Raw genomic sequence first — 24,534 nt, forward strand, 5'->3', positions numbered from 1 at the left:
GACGATGCTGGACGAAACGCCGGTATTTCGCCTCGCCACCGCCTCGGATGTCGAGGCGGTCACGGCGCTGACCGAGCAGGCTTATGAGCCTTATACGCAGGCGTTTGGCGCGCCGCCGATCCCTGTCACCGAGGACTACGCTCCTCGCATCGAAGCGGGGCAGGTCTGGCTGCTGGAAGTCTCAGGCGCGCTCGCCGGGCTGATCGTGCTGGAACGGCACGCCGATCACATCCTGATCTTTTCCGTTGCGGTGGCGCCGGCCTTCCAGGGCCGGAAGCTGGGCATCCGGCTGCTTGACTGGGCCGAGCAAAAAGCGCGGGCCGCTCAGTTCGATCTGGTCAAGCTCTACACCAACGCGCGAATGGAGCGGAACATCGCGCTCTATTCGGCCTATGGCTATCGCGAAACCGGCAGGCGGGCCAATCCGAAACGGCCGGGCTGGATCGTGGTGGATATGGAGAAGCGGCTGGCCGACGAGGCGTAAGCGCCTGTCGGCAGGGGTTGGTTCGGGATTGGGCCTTAGCGGCGGCGGCCGAAACGGTTGCGGCGGTCGAAATCGTCGAGGCGCACGCGCTCGGCTTCCTGGTGTAGGCCGAAAACGGTCGCAATCAACATCGCTACGGTCATTGCAGTGGCGAGCATGAGGATCATCATGGCTGGTTCTCCTGTCACCTAAACGAGCGGCGGGTGAAAAGGTTTCACTCCGCATCATCATCTATCTGTACGTGAACAGAATTTAACCGTGTCTGACTGCGCCGTTCATCTGCTGTTCATGGTTGACGAAGGGTTCACGCGCCGCGTGGCAAGGCCATTTGCGTTCCAGCCGCGCGCCCGCTAGAAGCAGCAACATGACCGAACGCATCGCGCTCTATGCCGGCTCCTTCGACCCGTTGACCAACGGTCACCTCGACGTGCTGAAGGCGTCGCTGGCGATTGCCGATACGGTGTATGCCGCGATCGGCATCCAGGCGTCGAAGACGGCGCTCTTTTCATTCGAGGAACGGGCCGAACTGATTGAGAGGGCCGCCGCCACTGAATTCGGGGCTGAAAGCCGGCGCATCCGCGTCGTTTCCTTTACCGGGCTGGTGATCGACGCCGCCCGCAAGCAAGGTGCCTCGATCATGATCCGCGGCCTCCGCGACGGTACCGATCTCGACTATGAAATGCAGATGGCGGGCATGAACGAGACCATGGCGCCCGAACTGCAGACCGTGTTCCTGCCGGCCAGCCCCTCGGTGCGCACGATTACCGCCACATTGGTCCGCCAGATAGCCTCGATGGGGGGCGATATCCGCCCGTTCGTGCCGGTGGCGGTCGCCGGTGCGCTTAAAGCCAAATTCGCGAAATAGACTTTTCGGAGATTTTTCCAATGCAGCTCAAGAAGCTCGCCGCTTTCCTCGTCGTGCTTGCCGGCCTGTTCGGCGGCGCGTCGCAGGCTTTCGCGGCAGACCCCGAGAACACCATGGTCATCACGCTGAAGGACGGTGACGTCGTCGTCGCCCTGCGCCCCGATTTGGCGCCGAAGCATGTTGCCCAGATCAAGAAGCTGGTGCGCGAAGGCGCCTATGACAATGTCGTCTTCCATCGCGTGATCGACGGCTTCATGGCCCAGACCGGAGACGTGCAGTACGGCAACGCCAAGAAGGGTTATGATGCCAGCCTCGCCGGAACCGGCGGCTCGAAGGAGCCGGACCTGCCGGCCGAATTCTCCAAGGAGAAATATGTGCGCGGCGTCGTCGGCATGGCCCGCTCCCAGAACCCGAACTCGGCGAACTCGCAGTTCTTCATCATGTTCGCCCCGGCGCCGTCGCTGAACGGCCAGTACACCATTGTCGGCACCGTCGAGAAGGGCATGGAACTCGTCGACAAGATCAAGAAGGGCGATGCCGCCGACAACGGCGCGGTCACCGATCCCGACCGCATGGTCAAGGTCCGCATCGCCGCTGACAAGAACTGATTTTTCAAGAGGATACAGAAAATGGCTGAAATCAAGGACCGCGAAAACGCGCTCATCATGGAAACGACCAAGGGTAAGGTCGTCATCGAACTGTTCCCCGATCTGGCCCCTGGCCATGTCGGCCGCATCAAGGAACTGGCCCGCGAAGGCGCTTATGACGGCGTCGTCTTCCATCGCGTCATCGACGGCTTCATGGCCCAGACCGGCGACGTCAAGTTCGGCAAGTCGGGCGGCAAGGACTTCAACCCGGGCCGCGCCGGCATGGGCGGCTCCGACAGGCCGGACCTGAAGGCCGAATTCTCCAACATGAACCACGGCCGCGGCACCTGCTCGATGGCGCGCGCGCAGAACCCGAACTCGGCCAATTCGCAGTTCTTCATCTGCTTCGAGGATGCCGGCTTCCTCAACCGCCAGTACACGGTCTGGGGCCAGGTCATCGAAGGCATGGACAATGTCGACAAGATCAAGCGCGGCGAGCCGGTGCAGGATCCCGACAAGATCGTGTCGCTGAAGGTCGCCGCGGACGTGCAGGCCTAAGCTCGATGGTCGGCGCTCTCTGGTCGCTTCTCGGCGTCCTGGCGGGCGCCTTCATCGCGATCCAGGCTCCCATCAATGCCCAACTCGCACGCGGATTGGGCGTGCCCGTGGCTGCCGCCGCGATTTCGTTCCTGGCCGGCGCTGTCGTGCTGGGCGTTGTCACCTTCTTCACCACCAGAACGCAGGGGCTCGTCATCGACTGGCGAACCCCCGCACCATGGCTGTTCGTGGCTGGCGGTGCCCTTGGTGCCGTTTATGTGACGAGCTCGGTGCTGTTGACGCCGCGGATCGGCGCCGCGGCGCTGATGGCATTCCTGGTCGCCGGCCAGCTTCTGGCCGGCATGATGGTCGATCGCGTTGGCTTTCTTGGCGTCGCGGTTCGCGAAATCTCCACCGGCCGCATCGTGGGCGCCGTGCTCTTGCTCGCCGGCGCCCTGATGATCAGGCTTTATTGAAGCGTGTCGTCCCCACCGGGGACGGCGCTTCAACGTTTCTCCAGCACGACATGCGTGGCTAGGTCCGTTGTCTCGCGGGCCGTGACCTGATAGCCGAGAGCCGGCAGGTCAAGACCGGCGAAAAGCGCTTCGCCCTTGCCGAGCAGCACCGGCGAAATCGCCAGATGCATGTCATCGATCGCCCCGGTGCGCAGATAGTGCCGCACCGTCTCGACACCGCCACCGATCTTGACGTCGAGCTTGCCCGCCGCCGCCTTTGCCCGCTTCAACGCCTCGTCGGCGCCTTCGGTGACGAAATGGAAGGTCGTTCCGCCCTCCATCTCGATCGACGGCCGCGCGTGATGCGTAAGCACGAACACCGGCGTGTGATAGGGCGGGTTGTCGCCCCACCAGCCTTTCCAGTTCTCGTCCGGCCATTCACCACGTAGCGGACCGAACATGTTGCGGCCGATAATGAAGGCGCCGAAGCCTTGCAGCGAGGCCGCCGCATAGCGGTCGTCCACGCCGGTCGAACCGCCTTGTTCGCCGATCATCGTGTTGAATGTCTTCGTTCCCATCAGCCATTGCGGCAATTCCATGCCGCCCTTGCCGAACGGGTGTTCGAGGCTCTGTTCCGGCCCGGCGCCGTAGCCGTCGAGCGAAACCGAGAAACCCAATACTCTAACCTTACTCATGACACGCGTCCTGCTTTGGGAGTGTTTTTCCAGGGTACGCGAAGATAGGTATACTGATTGCAAAATGCAATCAGTTATGAGTAGCGACTCCATCGTCGCATTGCCCTTGTGTGACCGGCCGCGAGGCGCGGTGGCGCAAAAGCAGGTGACGGCCGGGTCCAGATCAGGCTATTGCCGCAGCCATGAAAGTGGATTTGTTCGATTTCGACCTGCCCGAGGAGCGCATTGCGCTACGCCCGGCCGAACCGCGCGACGCGGCACGACTCCTGGTGGTGAGGCCCGGCGAGGGGCTGGCCGACAAGGTCGTGCGCGACCTGCCGTCATTGCTCGAACCCGGCGATGTGCTCGTCTTCAACGACACTAAGGTCATCCCGGCGCAGCTGCGCGGCATCCGCCGGCGTGGCGACGCGACCGCTCAGGTCGAGGCGACGCTGCATATGCGCACCGGGGCCGACCGCTGGCTGGCCTTCATGCGGCCCGGCAAGCGCATCGCCACCGGCGACCGCATCCATTTCGGCCATGACGGCAATTCCTGTTTTCTCGGCCAGCTCGACGCCACCGTGCTCGAAAAGCGCGAGGGCGGCGAAGTCCTGCTCGGCTTTGACCTCTCGGGTGCATTCCTCGATGAAGCGCTGCATGCCGTCGGCCACATTCCGCTGCCGCCCTATATCGCCTCCAAGCGCGACGACGACGCGCGCGATCTTTCCGACTACCAGACGATCTATGCGCGGGAAGAGGGGGCCGTGGCGGCCCCCACCGCCGGCCTGCATTTCACGCCGGACCTGTTTGCCGCACTCGATGCCAAAGGCATTGAGCGGCGGTTCGTGACGCTGCATGTCGGCGCCGGCACCTTTCTGCCGGTCAAAGCCGACGATACGGCCGACCACAAAATGCATGCCGAGACCGGTTATGTGTCACAGGAGACCGCCGATGCGCTGAATGCCGCCAAGGCGCGCGGCAACCGCATCGTTTGCGTCGGCACCACCTCGCTCAGGCTTCTGGAGAGTGCCGCGCGCCCGGACGGCACGCTCGCCGCCTGGTCAGGCGCGACCGACATCTTCATCACGCCCGGCTATCGCTTCCGCACCGCCGATGCGCTGATGACCAATTTCCACCTGCCGCGCTCGACGCTGTTCATGCTGGTGTCGGCCTTTGCCGGATTGGAAACCATGCGCTTGGCCTATGGCCATGCCATTAAGAGCGGCTATCGTTTCTATTCCTACGGCGACGGCAGTCTGCTGTTCAGGGCGTGAGGCGCGCCGGTGCATGACAGGGAATTAGGCGAATAGCGACTTCGCTGGTATTCAGAACCAGTAGTCCGCCACGCAGCGGCCATCGCGCGGCAAGTCGGTAAAAGTGTCCAGCCCGTCGAAATGGTCGATGGGCAGGGCGGCGACGACCTCCGGCTCGGCCAGCCGTACGTTCACGGCCATGCGCCGGCGGCCTTCCTTGTTCAGCCGCGTGCCGCGCCACCAGGCCACGCAGCCGCATTTCGGGCAGAAGTTGAAGGTGAGGTGGCTTTCGCTGCCGTGGCGCGCATAGGCGTGCGCCTCGCCCGACACCTCGATCTCCTCGCCCTCATGACCATAGATCCACAGGGTTCCGTGGCGGCGGCAGACCGTGCAGTTGCACGCCGTCGCGCCTTCCGGTGTTCCGTTGAAGCGCCAGCGGACCGCGCCGCAATGGCATGCACCTTCGATCGTCGTCATCGGGTCGACCCCGGTTTGCCGTCATACAGGGTAGAAGGGCCGCCTTGATCGAACAAGGTAGGTCCGGCGATTGTCATGCAGCGCGGCGGCGGCTAAAGGCAGCGCATGACCGAGAGCTTTTCCTTTTCTGTACTCGCCACCGACGGCAAGGCGCGGCGCGGCGAAATCTCCATGCCGCGCGGCAAGATCCGCACGCCGGCCTTCATGCCGGTCGGCACGGGCGGCACCGTCAAGGCCATGTATATGGACCAGGTGCGCGGCGTCGGCGCCGACATCATCCTGGGCAACACCTATCACCTGATGCTGCGCCCGGGCGCCGAGCGTGTCGCGCGATTGGGCGGCCTGCACGAATTCGCCCGCTGGCCGCATCCGATCCTGACCGATTCCGGCGGTTTCCAGGTGATGTCGCTGTCGAAGCTCAGGAAGCTGACCGAGCAGGGCGTCACCTTCCGCTCGCATATCGACGGTTCGCCCTATGAAATGTCGCCGGAGCGCTCGATCGAAATCCAGGGCCTGCTCGATTCCGACATCCAGATGCAGCTCGACGAATGCACCGCGCTGCCGGCGGACGAGAACGAAATCGAGCGGGCGATGGAGCTGTCGCTGCGCTGGGCCGAGCGCTGCAAGACGGCTTTTGGCGACCAGCCCGGCAAGGCGATGTTCGGCATCGTGCAAGGCGGCGACAATGAAAAGCTGCGCGTGCGTTCCGCGCAGGCGCTGTCCGCCATGGGGCTCAAAGGCTACGCAGTCGGCGGTCTCGCGGTCGGCGAGCCGCAGGCTGTGATGCTGGAGATGCTCGACATCACCTGTCCGGAACTGCCGGCGGAAAAGCCGCGCTACCTGATGGGCGTCGGCACGCCCGACGACATCGTGAAGTCGGTGGCGCGCGGCATCGACATGTTCGATTGCGTGATGCCGACAAGGGCGGGGCGCCACGGGCTTGCCTATACACGGCGCGGCAAGATCAACCTGCGCAACGCCCGCCACGCCGACGATCCACGCCCGTTGGACGAAGAGAGCGACTGCCCGGCCGCGCGCGACTATTCCCGCGCCTATCTGCACCACCTTGTGCGCTCGCAGGAAGCGCTCGGTGCCATGCTGCTGACCTGGAACAACCTGTCCTACTATCAGAAGCTGATGCAGGACATTCGCAATGCGATCGAGGCCGGCCAGTTTGAGACCCGAACGGCGGCGATCTCGGAAGGCTGGGCGAGGGGCGATCTACCGGCTCTGTAGCGCTTGATCCTGCGGGTCTGGATCGATCTTCGGAAAGCTCAGGCATCGGATCAAAAGTATTACAGCGCGTTGGCGATCGCCTGGAAGGCATCGATCGTCGCGTACTCCATGGCGTTGCCGCTGTTGTTGTAGTCGACATAGGCCGAGGTTTTGGCGATGACGACCTTGCGCGCCGGGTTGACGTAGATGAACTGGCCATAGATGCCGATGGCCGAGAAGTCGCCCTGCGGCTTGCCGGGTATCCACCATTGGTAGCCATAGCCGAACGGCACGCCGGCGGCTGCGTCTTCGCGGCCCGGCATCAGATAGGGCGCGTCGGGTGTCACCGAGGCATGCACCCACACTGCCGGCACGATCTGCTCGCCCTTCCAGTTGCGCCCCTCGTTCAGATAAAGCAGCCCGAAGCGGGCATAGTCGCGCAGCACCGCATTGAGCCCGCCGGCGGCGATCGTTTCTTTCTTCTGATCGACCAGCCAGTAGGCATCGGCCTCGGGACCGAGACGCGACCACAGCCGCTCCTTGAAATAGTCGGGCAGGGGCTTTCCGGTGGCACCCTCCAGCACCATGCCCAGCACCTGCGTATCGGCCGAGACATAGCGGTTGACCGTACCTTGCGGGCGCTCGTTCTTCAGATGGGCGGTGAAATCGTCCACCGAGCCGGTCAGGATCTGGATGATGTAGCGCACGACGTCGGAGTTGAGGTCGCCATAATCCTCGTTGAATCCAACGCCGGACGCCATCTGCAGCACGTTCTTGACCTTGACGCCCTTGTAGCCGCCCTCGGCCAGCAGCGGCGCGTATTTCTCCACCGGGTCGTCCAGCTTGATGAGACCGTCGGCAACCGCGTTGCCAATCAGGAACGAGATGGTCGACTTCGAAACCGACATGGCGATCGATTGCGTTTGTGCGCTGTTGCCGCGCCGGTATTCCTCATGGACGATCACGCCGTCCTTGATGACCAGCAGGCCGGTGGTCTGGGATTGTTCGATCCAGTCGGCGATCGTACGGGTCTCGCCGCCCGACACATATGTTTCCGGAAGCGGCCGTTCGGCTTTTGGAAGGTCGCTCACCTCGGCGCCACGCTCGATGCGGACGGAAGGATAGGTCTTGTAGAACGAGCGGAAATTCTCGTCGATCACATCCGGCTTGAACAGGTTCGCATAGATATAGACCGCATGCAGTTCCTTGATCTTCTGGCGGAAGACGAAGCCACCGACGAGCGCAACGACGACAGTGAGCACAACGACGCGCAATGCCCAACGCCAGAATGTCCGCATGAAAATCCTCCCCAAAACCGCTCTGACGGCGGCTCTCATGACTATGCCGATTTTGAAGCCGTCAAAGGAAGATGTGTCAATCTCGGCGCCACTGTCGGCCCTTCCGCCTTTAAGCCGTGGTTAAGGCGCGCCAGACATGCTTTCGGCGGGAGGATTCGCGCGGATCTCGGAGTGGACGATGTTGTGTCAGCCAATCGACCGTCGTTTGTTTTTGACCGGTGCGGTCGCCGCTCTGGCGCTGCCTTGCCTGCTGGCCAATGCGGCAGCCATGCCGACCATGGATGAAGTGGCTGCCGATCCGGCCATTCCCGCGCTTGGCAACCCGCAAGGCGACGTCACCATCGCCGAATATGTCGATTTTCAATGCCCGGTCTGCAAACTGGCCTTCATCGAGCTCAAGAAACTGCTCGCGGAAGACGCAGGCATCCGTCTGGTCATGAAGGACTGGCCGATCTTTGGAGACGCGTCGCGCTACGCGGCCAAAATGGCGCTCGCCACCAGCGATAGCGGCCACTATGGGCAGGCGGTGGATGCCCTGATGACGGCCGAGGGCCGGCTGTCGGAGCGCCGCACGGATACGATCCTGGCCGATGCCGGCATCGACCTTGCCAGGACGCGTGCAAATCTGGCCGAGCGCGGTGCCGGGATCGACGCGCTGCTTGTCCGCAACGAGAGCCAGGCCAGTGCCTTCAAGCTGCGTGGCACACCGGCACTGGTGGTGGGCGGCCGCCTGTTCCGTCACGGTCTGTCGCTGGACGAACTCAGGACGGCGGTTCGTCAAGCCAGGTCCTGACCCTACCCAAGGCGGCGCTTGAAACGCCGCCGCCAGTCTGCCAGAACGACCGCATCAGCAAGGGCACCAGCGAGGCGGAGCCGTGAAGACTTTTTTCGTTCAGTTCAAATGCGAGCTCGGCAAGGCCTATGACGTGGCAAGCGCGCTGGCCGACGCCGAGATCGCTTCCGAAATCTATTCGACCGCCGGTCACTACGACCTGATGGCGAAGTTCTACATCGATGACGATCAGGATGTCGGCCATTTCGTCAACGAGAAGGTGCAGGTCATTCCCGGCATCAAGGATACGTTCACGACCGTCACCTTCCGGGCGTTCTGACGCTCGCCTTCCGGGTGACCGTTTTTTCGGCATGCGGCTGCCCATAACAGTGCTTTGCCGCCTTGCCATTGTGCAACCAGCCGACATTGTTGGCTAGGCCTGATGCAAATCACCGATTGCGCTTGATTTTCTTCCCCGACGCCAGTTCAAATGGCTTCAGAGGGGAGTACGCGATTGGCAGCTTTCGACGAGATGCTTCCGGAAACTACCGGGCTGAGAAGACCATACTCGGCTTATGATCGTTGGCTAAAAGAACAAGACCCGGCCAGACTGGCCCAGAAGATGGAGGATGCGGAGCGCGTCTTCCGGAAAACCGGCATCACCTTCGCCGTTTACGGCGAGCAGGAGGCCTCCGAGCGCCTCATCCCCTTTGACATCGTGCCCCGCATCATTGCCGGCCAGGAATGGCGCCGGCTGGCGCTCGGCATCGAGCAGCGCGTGCAGGCGTTGAACGCGTTTCTGGATGACATCTATCATCGCCAGGAAATCCTGCGCGCCGGACGCGTGCCCCGGCAGCTGATCGCCGACAACGAGGCCTTCCTGCCCGAGATGATCGGGGTTCGTCCGCCGGCAGGCGTCTACACCCACATCATCGGGGTCGACATCGTCCGCATCAGTGAGAACGAGTTCTACGTTCTGGAGGACAATGCGCGCACGCCGTCGGGCGTCTCCTACATGCTGGAGAACCGCGAGACGATGATGCAGCTCTTTCCGGAGTTGTTCCAGCAGATCAAGGTGCGGCCGGTGGAGAACTATCCGGCGCTGCTCCGGCAATCGCTGGCGGCGGTCAGGCCGAAGGGCGTCGACGGCACGCCGACCATCGCGGTGCTGACCCCGGGCATCTACAACTCCGCCTATTACGAACACGCCTTTCTTGCCGACCAGATGGGCGTGCAACTGGTGGAGGGTTCGGACCTGCGCGTCGTCGACGGCCATGTCGCGATGCGCACGACCGAAGGCTACAAGCAGATCGACGTGCTCTACCGCCGCGTCGACGATGCCTATCTGGACCCGCTGACCTTCAAGCCCGATTCAGCGCTCGGCGTGCCAGGCATCATGGACGTCTACCGCGCCGGCAACATCACCATCGCCAATGCGCCGGGCACCGGCATTTCCGACGACAAGGCGATCTATTCCTACATGCCGGAAATCGTCGAATTCTACACCGGCCGCAAGCCGATCCTCGGCAACATCCCGACCTGGCGCTGCTCGGAGCCGGACAGCCTGAAATATGTGCTGGAGCATCTGTCCGAGCTGGTCATCAAGGAGGTTCACGGGTCGGGCGGCTACGGCATGCTGGTCGGTCCGGCCGCGACCAGAAAGGAATGCGAGGAGTTCGGCAAGAAACTCGCCGCCAAGCCGTCGAACTATATCGCCCAGCCGACCCTTGCGCTCTCGACGTGCCCGATCATGACCGAAAAGGGTCTGGCGCCGAGGCACGTCGACCTCAGGCCCTATGTGCTCGTCTCCGACCGCATCCAGCTGGTGCCCGGCGGCCTGACCCGTGTCGCGCTGAAGGAAGGCTCGCTCGTGGTGAATTCGTCTCAGGGCGGCGGGACGAAGGATACGTGGGTGTTGGATGACTAGCGGCTGGTCGGCAATCGGCAGTCGGCAGTCGGTCTCAGATCACGAGCCGCCGCTCGGTTCTGAAAACAGCAAGATCGGCTCATATCGCGATCTAAGAGTGTGGAACCTGGCTATTGAATTGGCTGTCGACTGTTACGAACAGACCAGAGCTTTTCCGCAATCTGAATTGTATGGACTTACATCTCAGTTGAGACGAGCAGCCACTTCCGTGGCGGCCAATATCGCGGAAGGATATGGTCGGGAAAATACCGGTTCTTACGTCCAGTTCCTTCGCATCGCTCAAGGTTCGCTGAAGGAATTCGAGACGCACATCATAATTTCTACCCGCGTTGGCTTTCTCGAGGCGGAAGCACAACGACGCTTTTTGGCTCAGGCAAACGATATCGGTCGGATGCTTCGGGCCTTGATACGCAGTCTCCAACGGGCAAGCTGATGGCGCTGATACGCATACCCTTCCGATCTGCCGACTGCCGACTGCCGATTGCCGCCGGGAGGCCCAGCTAATGCTTCTCGGACGCACCGCCAACGGCCTTTACTGGATGAACCGCTATATCGAGCGGGCTGAGAACATGGCGCGCCTGGTCGATGCCGGTCTGCGCATGGCGCTGACACGTACGCAGGATGCTTCCGAGGAATGGCACTCCGTTGTCATCAGTGCCGGTTCCGATGTCGCCTTCGCGCAGAAATATTCCGAGTTCACCGCTGCCAATGTCGCAGATTTCCTGCTGCGCGACACGTCGAACCCGTCCAGCGTGATGTCGTCCATCGAAACCGCGCGCAACAACGCCCGCATGGTGCGCACGGCGCTGACACGCGAGACGTGGGAAAGCACCAACGAGGCCTGGATGGCCCTGAAGCGCATTCTGGCCAAGCCGATCGACCAGCGCGAACTGCCGACCGTGCTCGACGCCGTCAAACGCGAGACGGCGCTGATCCGCGGCGCCTTCTACGGCACCATGCTGCGCAACGAGATCTTCGATTTCTCGCAGCTCGGCACCTATCTCGAACGCGCCGACAACACGGCGCGCATCCTCGACGTGAAGTATTACGTGCTTCTGCCGTCGATTTCCTGGGTCGGTTCGACGCTCGACAACTACCAGTGGGAATCGATCCTGCGCTCGGTGTCGGCGCACCGCTCCTACCGCTGGGTGTATGAGGCCGAATACAAACCGACGAACATCGCCGACTATCTGATCGTCAATGCGCGCATGCCGCGCTCGCTGACGTTCTGCTACCGCTTCATCCTCGAACATCTGAATTTCCTTGGCAGCGACTATGGCGCGCGCCATGCCTGTCACACCACCGCCGAGCGTATCCACGCAATGCTGAAAGTCGGCTCGATCAAGGACGTCTTCGACGCCGGCTTGCACGAATTCCTCGGCAATTTCATCGCCGAGAACACGCGGCTCGGCGACGAGATCGCCGAGGACTACCGGTTCTACTAGGATCACCATGCGCCTCAGGATCACGCACCGGACCGAATACAGTTACGACGCGCCGGTCAGCTATGCGCTGCAGCGCATAAGGCTGGTGCCAAGCTCCGGCCCGACCCAGACGGTGCGTTCATGGGCGCTGCGGATCGAGGGCGCCAGGGAAGAAGTCCATTTCAGCGACCAGTTCGCCAACGATACGCGGCTGGTCAGCGTCGAAGGCGCGCCGCAGATGATCGCGATCGAGGCCAGCGGCGAGGTCGAGACGCTCGACAAGGCCGGTGTCTACGGCAAGCATTATGGTTTCGCGCCGCTCTGGCTGTTCCTGCGCGAAACGCCGCTGACGGCGCCGGGCGAGGGCATCCGCGCGCTGATCCGGACGCTCGGCGAGGGAACCGAGATCGAGCGGCTGCACAGATTGATGGAAACGGTGCGTGACAGGATCGACTACCGGCCGGGCTCCACCAGCGCCGAAACGGTTGCCGAGGAGGCGCTGAGCTTGGGCACCGGCGTCTGCCAGGACCACAGCCACGTCTTCATCGCGGCGTCCAGGCTGCTGGGGCTGCCGGCGCGTTATGTCAGTGGCTATCTGATGATGGACGGCGTCTCCGAGCAGGCCGCGAGCCACGCCTGGGCGGAGGCGCATGTCGCGGGCCTGGGCTGGGTGTCGTTCGACGCCGCCAACGGCATTTCCCCGGATGAGCGCTACGTGCGGGTGGCGACCGGCCGCGACTATCGCGATGCCATGCCGGTCTCCGGAATTCGTGTGGGGCAGGGGCAGGAACAGCTCGCCGTTTCCATTACCGTGACACAACAATAGGATCGCGCGGTGCGAAGGGTAGCCTGCGAGGCTTGCCTTTTGCGGTTCTGCAATATAATACACATGTTAATTAATTAAACGATTGCCGAGGGAAGAGGCGTGATGGACAGCAATGAGTTTCGCGATTGGTCGCGGCGCGCGGCGGACTGGGGCGCCGACTACCGGGACACCGTGCGCGACCGGCCGGTGCGCCCGCGGGTGACGCCGGGCTCCATCCAGCACAGCGTCGAGGCATCGCCGCCCGAACAGGCGGAGCCGATGGAGGCGATCTTCGCCGATTTCGAGGCCAAGATCATGCCCGGCATGACCCATTGGCAGCATCCGCGGTTCTTTGCCTATTTCCCCGCCAATGCCGCGCGCGTGTCGGTGATCGCCGAATATCTGGTCACTGCGGTCGCCGCCCAATGCATGCTGTGGCAGACCTCTCCGGCCGCCACTGAACTCGAAACCAAGATGATCGACTGGCTGCGCCAGGCGCTCGGCCTGCCGGAAGGTTTTTCGGGCGTGATCCAGGATTCGGCGTCCTCGGCGACCTTGGCGGCGGTGCTGACTATGCGCGAGCGCGCGCTCGGCTGGGAAGGCAACAGCAAGGGCCTGTCCGGCCAGAAGCGGCTGCGCGTCTACTGCTCGAACCAGGTCCACACCTCCATCGACCGTGCCATCTGGGTGGCCGGCATCGGCGACGAGAACCTCGTGCGCATCCCGACGGCAGGCGCGTTGCGCAGCATGGACATGGCCGCGCTCGAAGCCGCCATCCGCGCCGACAAGGAAGCGGGCATGCAGCCGGCCGGTATCATCGCCTGCGTCGGCGGCACCAGCACCGGTGGCACCGACGACATCGCCGCCGTCGCCGACATCGCGCGCCGTCACGGCCTTTACCTGCATGTCGACGCGGCCTGGGCCGGTTCGGCGATGATTTGCCCGGAGTACCGGCACTTCTGGGCCGGGATCGAAAAGGCCGATTCCATCGTCTTCAACCCGCACAAATGGCTGGGCGCCAGTTTCGACTGCTCGATCCAGTTCGTGCGCGATCCCGAGAGCCATGTGCGGACCCTGGCGATCAAGCCGGAATATCTGAAGACGCACGGCCATGACGGCATCATCAACTACTCCGAATGGACGGTGACGCTGGGCCGGCGGTTCCGGGCGCTCAAATTGTGGTTCCTGATGCGCGCGCACGGGCTCGAAGGGCTGCGCACGATGATCCGCAACCACGTTGCCTGGAGTGTTGCCCTTGCCGAGCGCCTGCGCAACGAGCCGGACTTCGAGATCGTCACCGAGCCGATGCTGTCGCTGTTTTCCTTCCGCCATCGCGCGCCGCAGGGCGTCGATGCCGACGAGCACAATCTGAGGCTGGTCAACGCCATCAACGACGATGGTTTCATCTACTTGACCCAGACGCGCGTCGAGGACCGCGTGGCGATCCGCTTCCAGGTCGGTCAGTTCGACGCCACCAGGGAAGACGTCGAGGCGGCATTCGACGCGATCGTGCAGACGGCCCGCCGCCTGGCTTAGCGCGGACATCGATAGCCGGCGAAATGCAGTGGCGCCTCCGGCGCCGCTTTCCTGTTGCATGCTGGCGGCTTTCCCGTGCTTTCGTTTTCGGCTATGGGTAAGAAAAACGAAAATGGGAAGGGCCGCCATGTATCTGTCGCCGCGTCACGCCGAGATCATCCAGATGGCGAAGGAGGCGGGGCGCGTGCTGGTCGACGACCTCGCCGCGCATTTCGAAGTGACGCCGCAGACCATCCGCAAGGATCTCAACGACTTGTGCGATCAGCGGCTGCTGACGCGCATCCACGGCGGCGCGCTGTTTCCATCCGGCATCGAAAACATGGAGTATGAGGCGCGGCGCAAGATCGCCGCTGACGAGAAGGAAGCGATCGGCCGCGCCGCCGCCCGCCTCATCCCCGACAACGCCTCCCTCTTCATCAATATCGGCACCACGACGGAATCCGTCAGCAAGGCGCTTCTGGATCACACCGGTTTGATGGTGATCACCAATAACATCAATGTTGCCAACAGGATGCGCGTCTATCCTTCGATAGAGGTGGTGATTGCCGGCGGCGTCGTGCGCGGATCGGACGGCGGTATCGTCGGCGAAGCGGCGGTCGATTTCATCAAGCAGTTCAAGGTCGACTACGCGGTGATCGGTGCCTCGGCCATCGACCATGATGGCGCGCTGCTCGATTTCGATTTTCGCGAAGTGAAAGTGGCGCAGGCCATCATCGCCAACACGCGCCACGTCATCCTGGTTTCGGATCGCACCAAATTCGAACGCACGGCACCCGTGCGCATCGGTCATCTCTCGCAGGTCAACACCTTCATTACGGACCGCTGCGATATTCCTTCTATCCGCAGGATCTGCGAGGAATCCGAGGTGCAGCTCATCGAAACATCGCGCCCCTGACGTGCGGAGGTTGTGGGCGGTAACAAGTCCGTGAATTTCGTTTGACATTCGTTCTGTTTTCGAAATAATCCTAATCTGCTTTCGGAATGTGGCTCTGCATGCTGCAACGCGAAAAGGCGGGAGGGCATTTTGGACGCAGCTCCGGTCCACGACATTTTCGTCATTGGCGGCGGCATCAATGGCTGCGGCATCGCGCGTGACGCGGTCGGTCGCGGTTATTCCGTGTTCCTGGCCGAAATGAACGATCTGGCCAGCGGCACGTCCTCCGGCTCGACCAAGCTGATCCATGGCGGCCTGCGCTACCTCGAATTCTACGAGTTTCGGCTTGTCCGCGAGGCGCTGATGGAGCGCGAGGTGCTGTGGCGCAACGCGCCCCACATCATCTGGCCGATGCGCTTCGTGCTGCCTTATTTCGCCGGCGGCCCGCGCCCGGCCTGGATGTTGCGCCTCGGCCTGTTCCTCTACGATCATATCGGCGGCCGCAAGGCGCTGCCGGCAACCCGTACGCTCGACATGAAGCGCGACGTCGCCGGCAAGCCGTTGAAGCCGATCTTCTCCAAGGCGTTCGAATATTCAGACGGCTGGGTCAACGATGCCCGTCTCGTCGTGCTCAACGCCCGCGATGCCGCCGACCGTGGCGCCGTTATCCGCACGCGCACCCGGGTGGTGGCCGCGCGGCGCGACAACGATATATGGACGATCACCATCGAGGATTTGCGCAGCCGCGCCATCGAAACCGTGCAAGCGAGGCTGCTCGTCAATGCGGCCGGCCCGTGGGTTGACCATGTCCTGTCCGAAACCGTCGGCAAGAACGATGTCCACAATGTACGTCTCGTGCAGGGCAGCCATATCGTCGTGCGCAAGAAGTTCGACGATCCGCGCGCCTATTTCTTCCAGAACAAGGATGGCCGCATCATCTTCGCCATCCCCTACGAGGACGAATTCACGCTGATCGGCACCACGGATCGCGACTTTACCGGCGATCCCCACGATGTGAAGATCAGCGACGGCGAGATCGACTATCTTTGCGATGCGGCAAGCGAATATTTTGCCCAGCCGGTGCTGCGCGACGACATCGTCTGGACCTATTCCGCCGTGCGCCCGCTCTATGACGACGGCGCCTCCAAGGCCCAGGAAGCGACGCGCGACTATGTGCTGAAGGCCGAGGGCGGTGCAGGGCTCGCGCCGCTCGTCAACGCCTTTGGCGGCAAGATCACCACCTACCGCCGGCTGGCTGAATCCATGATCGAGAAGATCGAGGAGTTCCTTGGCAAGCGCGGCCCTTCCTGGACGGTTAGTGCCCCGCTTCCCGGCGGCGATTTCCCGGCCACCGGCTACGAGGCCGAGGTGACCAGACTGAAACAGGCCTACGCCTTCCTCGATCCGCGCCTGGCGCGGCGCCTTGTGCGCCTCTACGGCACGCGGGCGCATGCCTTGCTCGGCCCAGCCAGGTCCATCGCCGATCTCGGCCAGGATTTCGGCGGCGATCTGTACGAGGCCGAGGTTCGCTATCTGGTCGAGCACGAGTGGGCTGAGACCGCGCAGGACATCCTTTGGCGCAGGACCAAGCGAGGCCTGCATTTCGACCGTAAACAGACCGCGGAACTGGAGGCATTCCTGCGCCGCATCTGCGGGCCGCACATAGCCGCGGCCGAATAAGCGCAGCAGAGGGGGGAGGAACCGGATGCTGGAACTTAGGAACGTCGCGAAGGTCGTTGGCGGCCTGTCGCACATCAACGACGTGTCGTTGACGCTGCAGCACGGCTCGCTGAACGTGCTTCTGGGGCCGACGCTGTCGGGCAAGACCAGCCTGATGCGGCTGATGGCCGGGCTCGACCGGCCGACCTCCGGTTCGATCTGGTTCGACGGCGCTGACGTCACCGGCATGCCGGTGCAGAAGCGCAACGTCGCCATGGTCTACCAGCAGTTCATCAACTATCCGGCGATGACCGTCTATGAGAACATCGCCTCGCCGCTGCGCGTCGCCGGCGTCGATCGTGCCACCATCGATCGCGAGGTGCGGCAGGCCGCCGACCTTTTGAAGCTCACGCCCTACCTGCAACGCACGCCGCTCAACCTGTCCGGTGGCCAACAGCAGCGCACCGCCTTGGCGCGCGCCATCGTCAAGAATGCCAGGCTGGTCCTGCTCGACGAGCCGCTCGCCAATCTGGATTACAAGCTGCGCGAGGAACTGCGCGCCGAACTGCCGAAGATATTCGCCGAGGCCGGCACCATCTTCGTCTATGCGACGACCGAGCCACATGAGGCGTTGCTGCTTGGCGGCAACACTGCCACCTTGTCCGAGGGCAGGGTCACCCAGTTCGGGCCGACCATCGATGTCTTCCGCAAGCCGGACGACCTGATCACTGCGCGCACCTTCGCCGATCCGCCGCTCAACGCCATCGTGCTGCGCAAGGCGGGCGCGAAGTTCCTGCTCGACGGCGGCGTCGGCATTCCCGTTCCGGCCGATCTCGCGGGCATCGCCGATGCCAGTTACACGATCGGCTTCCAGCCGCACCATCTGTCGCTGCAGCGGCCGAACGAGCAGGCCGTGCCGGTGCGCGCCAAGGTGTCGATCACCGAAATCACCGGCTCGGAAAGTTTCGTCCATCTCGATTTCGCCGACGTGCGCTGGGTGATGCTGAGCCACGGCATTCTCGACCTCAAGCCCGACGAGGAGGTCGAGGTGTTCATCGATCCGCGCCACATCATGGTGTTCGACGCTTCAGGCCGCTCGGTCGGCGCGCGCCGGCTGGCGGCATAGGAGCGCGATATGGCACGCATCGACCTCAACCACATTCGCCACTCCTATCTGCCAAACCCGCAGAAAGAGAGCGATTTCGCGCTGAAGGAGGTGCACCACACCTTCCAGGATGGCGGTGCCTACGCGCTGCTCGGACCGTCCGGCTGCGGCAAGACCACGCTGCTCAACATCATCTCCGGCCTGCTGCACCCTTCGCATGGCGAGCTTTTGTTCAACGGCCGCGATGTCACCCACCTGTCGACGCAGGAGCGCAACATCGCCCAGGTGTTCCAATTCCCGGTCATCTACGACACCATGACCGTCTACGACAATCTGGCCTTCCCGCTGCGCAACCGCGCCGTGCCGGAAGCCGATGTCGACCGCAAGGTCCGCGAGACGCTCGACATGATCGGCCTCGCCGACTGGGCCAAGCGCAAGGCGAGGGGGCTGACCGCCGACCAGAAGCAGAAGATTTCGCTCGGTCGCGGCCTGGTGCGCTCCGATGTCAACGCAATCCTGTTCGACGAGCCGCTGACCGTCATCGACCCGCACATGAAGTGGGTCCTGCGCTCGCAGCTCAAGCAACTCCATCGCCGCTTCGGCTACACCATGGTCTACGTCACCCACGACCAGACCGAGGCACTGACCTTCGCTGACCAGGTCGTCGTCATGTATGACGGCGGCATCGTCCAGATCGGCACGCCGGCGGAGTTGTTCGAACGCCCCAGCCATACCTTCGTTGGCTATTTCATCGGCTCGCCCGGCATGAACGTGCTGCCGGTGGAGATCGACGGCAAGACGGCCAAATTCGGTTCGCTGGCCGTGGTGCTGCCGGGTGCACCCGAGAAGACGGGCGGCACGATGGAACTCGGCATCCGGCCCGAACATGTGCGGCTCGGCCGCGTCGGCATCGCCGTCTCGATTACCAAGGTCGAGGATGTCGGCCGCCACAAGGTGGTGCGCGCTAGGCTCGAGGGCCACGAGATCGCGGCCATTATCGGCGAGGACGAGGAAATCCCTGCCGAGCCGAAACTGCGCTTCGACCCTGCCGGCATCAATGTCTACGCCAATTCCTGGCGCGTCGAGATGGGGGCCTGACCGTGGAAAAAACCTGGAACAACAAGGCCTGGTTCCTCGTCCTGCCGGTGCTGGTGCTGGTGGCGTTCTCTGCGGTGATCCCGCTGATGACCGTCGTCAACTATTCGGTCCAGGACACGTTCGGCAACAACCAGTTCTTCTGGGCCGGCACGGAGTGGTTCCAGGAGTTGCTCACCTCGTCGCGCTTCTGGCAGTCGATGGGCCGCAATCTGGTCTTTTCGGGCATCATCCTTGCCATCGAGGTGCCGCTCGGCATCCTGATCGCGCTCAACATGCCGAAAAAGGGCTGGGGCGTGCCGGTCTGCCTGGTGTTGATGGCGTTGCCGCTGCTCATTCCGTGGAACGTCGTTGGCACGATCTGGCAGGTGTTCGGCCGCAACGACATCGGCCTGTTCGGCTATTACCTCAACCAGATCGGCATCGACTACAACTACGTCCAGGATCCGTTCGATGCCTGGGTCACCGTCATCATCATGGATATCTGGCATTGGACGAGCCTCGTCGTTCTCCTGTGCTACGCCGGCCTCGTCTCCATCCCGGACGCCTTCTACCAGGCAGCCAAGATCGACGGCGCCTCGCGCTGGGCAGTGTTCCGCTACATCCAGCTGCCGAAGATGCAGCGCGTGCTCCTGATCGCCGTGCTGTTGCGATTCATGGACAGTTTCATGATCTACACCGAGCCCTTCGTGGTCACCGGCGGCGGCCCCGGCAATTCCACCACCTTCCTCTCCATCGACCTCGTCAAGATGGCGCTCGGCCAGTTCGACCTCGGGCCGGCGGCGGCGATGTCGCTGGTCTACTTCCTCATCATCCTGCTGCTGTCATGGGTGTTCTACACCGTCATGACCAACTACGACGCGGAGCGCTGACATGACGGGCGCCAACGAACGTTTGTCTGGCCCGCTGGATGCAGCTGTTGCCGCCGGCGCGCTGGCCAGCGGCCTGTCGCAGGAGGATCTGGCGCGGCGCATGCGCAAGCGCGGCGAGGAATCGCGCTTCTGGTGGATGGTGCCCACCCTCTACATCGTCTTCCTGCTCCTGCCGATCTACTGGCTCGTCAATATGAGCTTCAAGACCAACACGGAGATCATCTCCGGGCTGACGCTCTATCCGCACGAGCCGACGCTCAGGAACTACGCCATCATCTTCACCGATCCGTCCTGGTATCGCGGCTACATCAACTCCATCACCTATGTCGTTATGAACATGGTGATTTCCATCGCGGTCGCCTTGCCGGCTGCTTATGCCTTCTCGCGCTACCGCTTCCTCGGCGACAAGCATCTGTTCTTCTGGCTGCTCACCAACCGCATGGCGCCGCCGGCGGTGTTCGCGCTGCCCTTCTTCCAGCTCTATTCGGCCTTCGGTCTCATCGACACGCACATCGCCGTAGCGCTCGCCCACTGCCTGTTCAACGTTCCGCTGGCGGTGTGGATACTCGAAGGTTTCATGTCGGGCGTGCCGAAGGAGATCGACGAGACGGCCTATATCGACGGCTATTCGTTCCCGCGCTTCTTCTTCAAGATATTCATGCCGCTGATCGCCTCGGGCATCGGCGTCGCCGCCTTCTTCTGCTTCATGTTCTCTTGGGTGGAACTGCTGATCGCCCGCACCCTGACCACCACCGACGCCAAGCCGATCGCTGCCGTCATGACGCGCACGGTTTCGGCCGCCGGCATGGACTGGGGCCTGCTGGCGGCGGCCGGCGTGCTGACGCTGATCCCGGGCGCCGTCGTGATCTGGTTCGTGCGCAACTACATCGCCAAGGGTTTCGCGCTGGGGAGGGTGTGACATGAACATCGATTTTTCATGGATGGCATGGACCTGGCAGACCGCCACCTTCTTCGCCACCATCGCGCTTCTGCTCTTCGGCATGGCGGCGTGGGAATATGTCTCGCCGGGTGGAAACCCGCGTGTCGGCGTGCTGCGCTTCGAGACGACGCGCGGCGACCGCCTCTTCATTTCGCTGCTCGGCAGCGCCTTCATCCATCTCGCTTGGCTGGGTCTTGTCGGACCCAGCCTGTGGTGGGCTCTCGCTCTCTCCGTGGTCTACGCCATCGCGGTGTTCCGCTACGCATAGAGGGAGAAAAGGCTGGAGCGGCCGCGTGCCGGCGACCGCTCCAAATCGCACCTGTAACCTTGCAACTGGAGGAAACGAAATGCGACGGCAAATATTAGCATCGACGAGTGCGCTTGCACTTCTCTTCTGCGTGAACCAGGCCTTTGCGGGCATGGACGAGGCCAAGGCGTTCCTGGACAAGGAGATCGGCGATGTTTCGACGCTCTCTCGCGCCGACCAGGAAAAGGAAATGCAGTGGTTCATCGACGCCGCCAAGCCGTTCGCCGGCATGGAAATCAAGGTCGTGTCGGAAACCATCACCACGCACAGCTACGAATCGCAGGTGCTGGCACCCGCTTTCACCGCCATCACCGGCATCAAGCTGACGCACGACACCATCCAGGAAGGTGACGTGGTCGAGAAGATCCAGACCCAGATGCAAACCGGGCAGAACCTTTACGACGGCTGGGTCAACGATTCCGACCTGATCGGCACGCACTGGCGCTACAAGCAGGTGCGCAACCTCAGCGACTGGATGGCCAACGAAGGCAAGGACGTCACCAATCCGAACCTCGATCTGGCCGACTTCATCGGCACCTCGTTCACCTCGGCGCCCGACAAGAAGCTTTACCAGCTTCCCGACCAGCAGTTCGCGAACCTCTACTGGTTCCGCTACGACTGGTTCAACGACGAGAAGAACAAGACCGAATTCAAGGCCAAATACGGCTATGACCTCGGCGTTCCGGTCAACTGGTCGGCCTATGAGGACATCGCCGCCTTCTTCACCGGGCGCGAGATCGAAGGCAAGAAGGTCTTCGGCCACATGGACTACGGCAAGAAGGACCCGTCGCTGGGCTGGCGCTTCACCGACGCCTGGCTGTCGATGGCCGGCAATGGCGACAAGGGCATTCCGAACGGCAAGCCGGTCGACGAATGGGGCATCAGGGTCGATGTCGGCGATCGCCCGGTCGGTTCCTGCGTGGCGCGCGGCGGCGACACCAATGGTCCGGCTTCGGTCTATGCCATCCAGAAATATCTCGACTGGCTGAAGGCCTATGCACCGGCCGAGGCGCAGGGCATGACCTTCTCCGAATCCGGTCCGGTTCCGGCGCAGGGCGGCGTGGCGCAGCAGATGTTCTGGTACACCGCCTTCACCGCCGACATGGTCAAGGACGGACTGCCGGTGATGAATGCCGACGGCACGCCGAAGTGGCGCATGGCGCCGAGCCCGCATGGCGTCTACTGGAAGGACGGCATGAAGCTCGGCTACCAGGATGTCGGTTCCTGGACGCTGATGAAGTCGACGCCGGACGACCGCGCCAAGGCCGCCTGGCTCTACGCGCAGTTCGTCACGTCGAAGACGATCGACGTCAAGAAGAGCCATGTCGGACTGACCTTCATCCGCGAGAGCACGATCCACCACAAGAGCTTCACCGACCGTGCGCCGAAGCTCGGCGGCCTGATCGAGTTCTACCGCTCGCCCGCCCGCGTACAGTGGTCGCCGACCGGCACCAACGTGCCGGACTATCCGAAGCTCGCACAGCTCTGGTGGCAGAATGTCGGCGATGCATCGTCCGGCGCCAAGACGGCTCAGGAGGCGATGGATTCGCTCTGCGCCGAACAGGAAAAGGTGCTTGGCCGCCTCGAGAAGGCAGGCGTGCAGGGCGAGATCGGTCCGAAGCTCGCCGAGGAGCACGATCTCGAATATTGGAACAAGGAAGCCGTCGCCAGCGGCAACATCGCACCTCAGCTCAAGATCGAGCCCGAGAAGGACAAGCCGATCACCATCAACTATGACGAACTGGTGAAGAGCTGGCAGAAGTAAGAACGTTCCGGCGTTCTGTCTGTGAAATCGAGGGGAGGCGGTTTGCACCGGCTCCCTTCTTCATATCGCAGCCGAGGGAGGCATCATGTCCGGTTATGTTTTGGCCATCGATCAGGGCACCACGTCGTCGCGGGCCATCGTGTTCGACGGCGCGATGAAGCCGGTCGGGACCGGGCAGCAGGAATTCACCCAGCATTTTCCGGCCTCCGGCTGGGTAGAGCATGACCCCGAGGAAATCTGGGCAAGCGTTGTCGCCACGGTCAAGACGGCGCTGAAGAAGGCCGGCCGCCAGGCCGCCGAGATTGCCGCCATCGGCATCACCAACCAGCGCGAGACGGTCGTCATCTGGGACAAGGCGACGGGCAAGCCCATCCACAACGCCATCGTCTGGCAGGACCGCCGCACCGCGCCGCTCTGCGCCAGGCTGCGCAAGCGGGGGCTGGAACCCAAATTCACCAAGAAGACCGGCCTGCTGCTCGATCCCTATTTCTCGGGCACCAAGATTGCCTGGATGCTGGACAAGGTGAAGGGTGCCAGAAAACGCGCCGAACGCGGCGAACTCCTCGCCGGCACCATCGACAGTTTCCTGATCTGGCGCCTGACCGGCGGCAAGGTCCACGCGACCGACGCCACCAACGCCTCGCGCACGCTGGTCTACAACATCGCCACCAATGAATGGGACGCGGAATTGCTCGGCATCCTCGGCATCCCGGCGCGTATGCTTCCCGAGGTTAAGAACTGCGCCGATGATTTTGGAGCAACCGACAAAAACCTCTTCGGCGCCGAAATCCGCATTCTCGGCGTTGCCGGCGACCAGCAGGCCGCGACCATTGGCCAGGCCTGTTTCGAACCCGGCATGATGAAGTCGACTTATGGCACCGGCTGCTTCGCGCTGCTCAACACCGGCACCGACATGGTGCGGTCGAAGAACCGGCTGTTGACGACCATTGCCTACCGGCTTGGCGGCAAGACCACCTACGCGCTGGAGGGCTCGATCTTTGTCGCCGGTGCCGCCGTGCAGTGGCTGCGCGATGGCATCAAGGTGATCGGCAAGGCCGAGCACAGCGGCGAACTCGCCGCCCAGGCCGACGAGGCGCAAAGCGTCTATCTGGTGCCGGCCTTTGTCGGGCTTGGCGCGCCGCATTGGGACGCCGATGCGCGTGGCGCCATCTATGGGCTGACGCGCAATTCGGGGCCGGCGGAATTCGCCCGCGCGGCTTTGGAATCGGTCGCCTTCCAGACGCGCGACCTGCTCGATGCGATGAAGAAGGACTGGAAGACCAACAATGGCAAGACGGTGCTGCGCGTCGATGGCGGCATGGTGGCATCGACCTGGACGATGCAGCGCCTGGCCGACATCCTCGATGCGCCCGTCGACCGGCCCACCATCCTCGAGACGACCGCGCTCGGTGCTGCCTGGCTGGCCGGTTCGCGGGCAGGGGTATGGCCGAAGATGAAGGATTTTGCCAAGGCCTGGGCGCTCGACCGCCGCTTTGCCCCGCAGATGGACGACAAGGTCCGCGCGGCCAAGCTCAAGGGCTGGCGCGATGCGGTCAGGCGCACATTGACGACCTGACGCGCCGGACGGCCGTCTTTATGGCACTAGGT

General features: G+C 63.0%; 27 protein-coding genes. 23 read left to right on the forward strand and 4 right to left on the reverse strand.

Going from position 1 to position 24,534, the window contains the following annotated elements:
- Positions 1-4: 4 nt before the first annotated feature.
- Positions 5-484, forward strand: a complete 480-nt coding sequence (locus tag QFZ88_RS25255) for a GNAT family N-acetyltransferase (RefSeq protein ID WP_024924839.1) — start codon at positions 5-7, stop codon at positions 482-484.
- A 35-nt stretch (positions 485-519) separates the two neighbouring features.
- Here QFZ88_RS25255 and QFZ88_RS25260 read toward each other — a convergent pair whose 3' ends face one another.
- Positions 520-654 (reverse strand): hypothetical protein, encoded by a 135-nt coding sequence (locus tag QFZ88_RS25260; protein WP_275040854.1) that lies wholly within the window; start codon positions 652-654, stop codon positions 520-522.
- 194 nt (positions 655-848) lie between these two features.
- Between QFZ88_RS25260 and coaD the strand changes: the two genes are divergently transcribed.
- The 4 genes from coaD to QFZ88_RS25280 are packed head-to-tail and all read left to right on the forward strand — an operon-like array spanning position 849 to position 2,949.
- Positions 849-1,349, forward strand: a complete 501-nt coding sequence (gene coaD, locus QFZ88_RS25265) for a pantetheine-phosphate adenylyltransferase (RefSeq protein ID WP_024924840.1) — start codon at positions 849-851, stop codon at positions 1,347-1,349.
- A gap of 20 nt (positions 1,350-1,369) precedes the next feature.
- Positions 1,370-1,957 (forward strand): peptidylprolyl isomerase, encoded by a 588-nt coding sequence (locus QFZ88_RS25270; RefSeq protein ID WP_024924841.1) that lies wholly within the window; start codon positions 1,370-1,372, stop codon positions 1,955-1,957.
- A gap of 21 nt (positions 1,958-1,978) precedes the next feature.
- Entirely contained in the window at positions 1,979-2,494 is a 516-nt protein-coding gene (locus QFZ88_RS25275) for a peptidylprolyl isomerase (RefSeq protein WP_024924842.1), read from the forward strand.
- Between the two features lie 5 nt (positions 2,495-2,499).
- Positions 2,500-2,949, forward strand: a complete 450-nt coding sequence (locus QFZ88_RS25280; protein WP_024924843.1) for a DMT family transporter — start codon at positions 2,500-2,502, stop codon at positions 2,947-2,949.
- A gap of 29 nt (positions 2,950-2,978) precedes the next feature.
- Here the strand turns inward: QFZ88_RS25280 and QFZ88_RS25285 are convergent, their stop codons facing one another.
- On the reverse strand, positions 2,979-3,623 hold the full coding sequence (locus QFZ88_RS25285) for a dihydrofolate reductase family protein (protein WP_024924844.1): 645 nt from the start codon (positions 3,621-3,623) through the stop codon (positions 2,979-2,981).
- A 182-nt stretch (positions 3,624-3,805) separates the two neighbouring features.
- Here QFZ88_RS25285 and queA point away from each other — a divergent pair, with 182 nt between their 5' ends.
- A complete protein-coding gene (gene queA / locus QFZ88_RS25290) occupies positions 3,806-4,876 on the forward strand; it encodes a tRNA preQ1(34) S-adenosylmethionine ribosyltransferase-isomerase QueA (RefSeq protein ID WP_024924845.1) in 1,071 nt (356 codons plus the stop codon).
- 51 nt (positions 4,877-4,927) lie between these two features.
- On the opposite strand, the gene QFZ88_RS25295 is transcribed toward queA, so the two are convergent.
- Positions 4,928-5,332 carry a GFA family protein gene (locus QFZ88_RS25295; RefSeq protein ID WP_036253633.1) on the reverse strand — a complete coding sequence of 135 codons (405 nt, stop codon included), beginning with the start codon at positions 5,330-5,332 and terminating at the stop codon, positions 4,928-4,930.
- A 105-nt stretch (positions 5,333-5,437) separates the two neighbouring features.
- On the opposite strand from QFZ88_RS25295, the gene tgt reads away from it, so the two are divergent.
- A complete protein-coding gene (tgt, locus tag QFZ88_RS25300; protein ID WP_024924847.1) occupies positions 5,438-6,568 on the forward strand; it encodes a tRNA guanosine(34) transglycosylase Tgt in 1,131 nt (376 codons plus the stop codon).
- 59 nt (positions 6,569-6,627) lie between these two features.
- Here tgt and QFZ88_RS25305 read toward each other — a convergent pair whose 3' ends face one another.
- Entirely contained in the window at positions 6,628-7,845 is a 1,218-nt protein-coding gene (locus tag QFZ88_RS25305) for a serine hydrolase domain-containing protein (protein WP_024924848.1), read from the reverse strand.
- Positions 7,846-8,023: 178 nt separating this feature from the next.
- Here QFZ88_RS25305 and QFZ88_RS25310 point away from each other — a divergent pair, with 178 nt between their 5' ends.
- The 16 genes from QFZ88_RS25310 to glpK all read left to right on the forward strand — a co-directional run bounded on the left by QFZ88_RS25310 (position 8,024) and on the right by glpK (position 24,502).
- Positions 8,024-8,638 (forward strand): DsbA family protein, encoded by a 615-nt coding sequence (locus QFZ88_RS25310; protein WP_024924849.1) that lies wholly within the window; start codon positions 8,024-8,026, stop codon positions 8,636-8,638.
- A gap of 82 nt (positions 8,639-8,720) precedes the next feature.
- Complete coding sequence (locus QFZ88_RS25315) at positions 8,721-8,957, forward strand: Lrp/AsnC ligand binding domain-containing protein (RefSeq protein WP_024924850.1); 237 nt, start codon at positions 8,721-8,723, stop codon at positions 8,955-8,957.
- A 174-nt stretch (positions 8,958-9,131) separates the two neighbouring features.
- Positions 9,132-10,544 carry a circularly permuted type 2 ATP-grasp protein gene (locus QFZ88_RS25320; protein WP_024924851.1) on the forward strand — a complete coding sequence of 471 codons (1,413 nt, stop codon included), beginning with the start codon at positions 9,132-9,134 and terminating at the stop codon, positions 10,542-10,544.
- Positions 10,537-10,977, forward strand: coding sequence for a four helix bundle protein (locus QFZ88_RS25325; RefSeq protein WP_081766908.1), 441 nt, complete (start codon positions 10,537-10,539; stop codon positions 10,975-10,977). Before QFZ88_RS25320 ends, QFZ88_RS25325 begins: the two co-directional genes overlap by 8 nt.
- 70 nt (positions 10,978-11,047) lie before the next feature.
- Positions 11,048-11,989, forward strand: coding sequence for an alpha-E domain-containing protein (locus tag QFZ88_RS25330; protein ID WP_024924852.1), 942 nt, complete (start codon positions 11,048-11,050; stop codon positions 11,987-11,989).
- 7 nt (positions 11,990-11,996) lie between these two features.
- Entirely contained in the window at positions 11,997-12,794 is a 798-nt protein-coding gene (locus QFZ88_RS25335) for a transglutaminase family protein (RefSeq protein ID WP_024924853.1), read from the forward strand.
- Between the two features lie 102 nt (positions 12,795-12,896).
- Positions 12,897-14,309, forward strand: a complete 1,413-nt coding sequence (locus tag QFZ88_RS25340; protein WP_024924854.1) for a pyridoxal phosphate-dependent decarboxylase family protein — start codon at positions 12,897-12,899, stop codon at positions 14,307-14,309.
- A 127-nt stretch (positions 14,310-14,436) separates the two neighbouring features.
- A complete protein-coding gene (locus QFZ88_RS25345; RefSeq protein WP_024924855.1) occupies positions 14,437-15,204 on the forward strand; it encodes a DeoR/GlpR family DNA-binding transcription regulator in 768 nt (255 codons plus the stop codon).
- 129 nt (positions 15,205-15,333) lie between these two features.
- Complete coding sequence (glpD, locus tag QFZ88_RS25350) at positions 15,334-16,863, forward strand: glycerol-3-phosphate dehydrogenase (RefSeq protein ID WP_024924856.1); 1,530 nt, start codon at positions 15,334-15,336, stop codon at positions 16,861-16,863.
- A gap of 25 nt (positions 16,864-16,888) precedes the next feature.
- Positions 16,889-17,968, forward strand: a complete 1,080-nt coding sequence (locus tag QFZ88_RS25355) for an ABC transporter ATP-binding protein (protein WP_024924857.1) — start codon at positions 16,889-16,891, stop codon at positions 17,966-17,968.
- A gap of 9 nt (positions 17,969-17,977) precedes the next feature.
- The gene (locus tag QFZ88_RS25360) at positions 17,978-19,045 is read left to right on the forward strand and encodes an ABC transporter ATP-binding protein (RefSeq protein ID WP_024924858.1); all 1,068 of its coding nucleotides are present in this window, start codon (positions 17,978-17,980) and stop codon (positions 19,043-19,045) included.
- A gap of 2 nt (positions 19,046-19,047) precedes the next feature.
- The gene (locus QFZ88_RS25365; protein ID WP_024924859.1) at positions 19,048-19,914 is read left to right on the forward strand and encodes a carbohydrate ABC transporter permease; all 867 of its coding nucleotides are present in this window, start codon (positions 19,048-19,050) and stop codon (positions 19,912-19,914) included.
- Between the two features lies 1 nt (position 19,915).
- Positions 19,916-20,833, forward strand: coding sequence for a carbohydrate ABC transporter permease (locus tag QFZ88_RS25370; RefSeq protein WP_024924860.1), 918 nt, complete (start codon positions 19,916-19,918; stop codon positions 20,831-20,833).
- A 1-nt stretch (position 20,834) separates the two neighbouring features.
- Positions 20,835-21,122: a DUF2160 domain-containing protein gene (locus tag QFZ88_RS25375; RefSeq protein ID WP_024924861.1), complete on the forward strand. Its 288-nt coding sequence runs from the start codon at positions 20,835-20,837 to the stop codon at positions 21,120-21,122.
- A gap of 79 nt (positions 21,123-21,201) precedes the next feature.
- Positions 21,202-22,926: an ABC transporter substrate-binding protein gene (locus tag QFZ88_RS25380; protein ID WP_024924862.1), complete on the forward strand. Its 1,725-nt coding sequence runs from the start codon at positions 21,202-21,204 to the stop codon at positions 22,924-22,926.
- Between the two features lie 85 nt (positions 22,927-23,011).
- Positions 23,012-24,502, forward strand: coding sequence for a glycerol kinase GlpK (gene glpK, locus QFZ88_RS25385; protein ID WP_024924863.1), 1,491 nt, complete (start codon positions 23,012-23,014; stop codon positions 24,500-24,502).
- Positions 24,503-24,534: the final 32 nt, after the last annotated feature.

Origin of the sequence: Mesorhizobium sp. YL-MeA3-2017, assembly GCF_030814575.1 — a bacterium.
GTDB classification, from domain to species: domain Bacteria; phylum Pseudomonadota; class Alphaproteobacteria; order Rhizobiales; family Rhizobiaceae; genus Mesorhizobium; species Mesorhizobium terrae.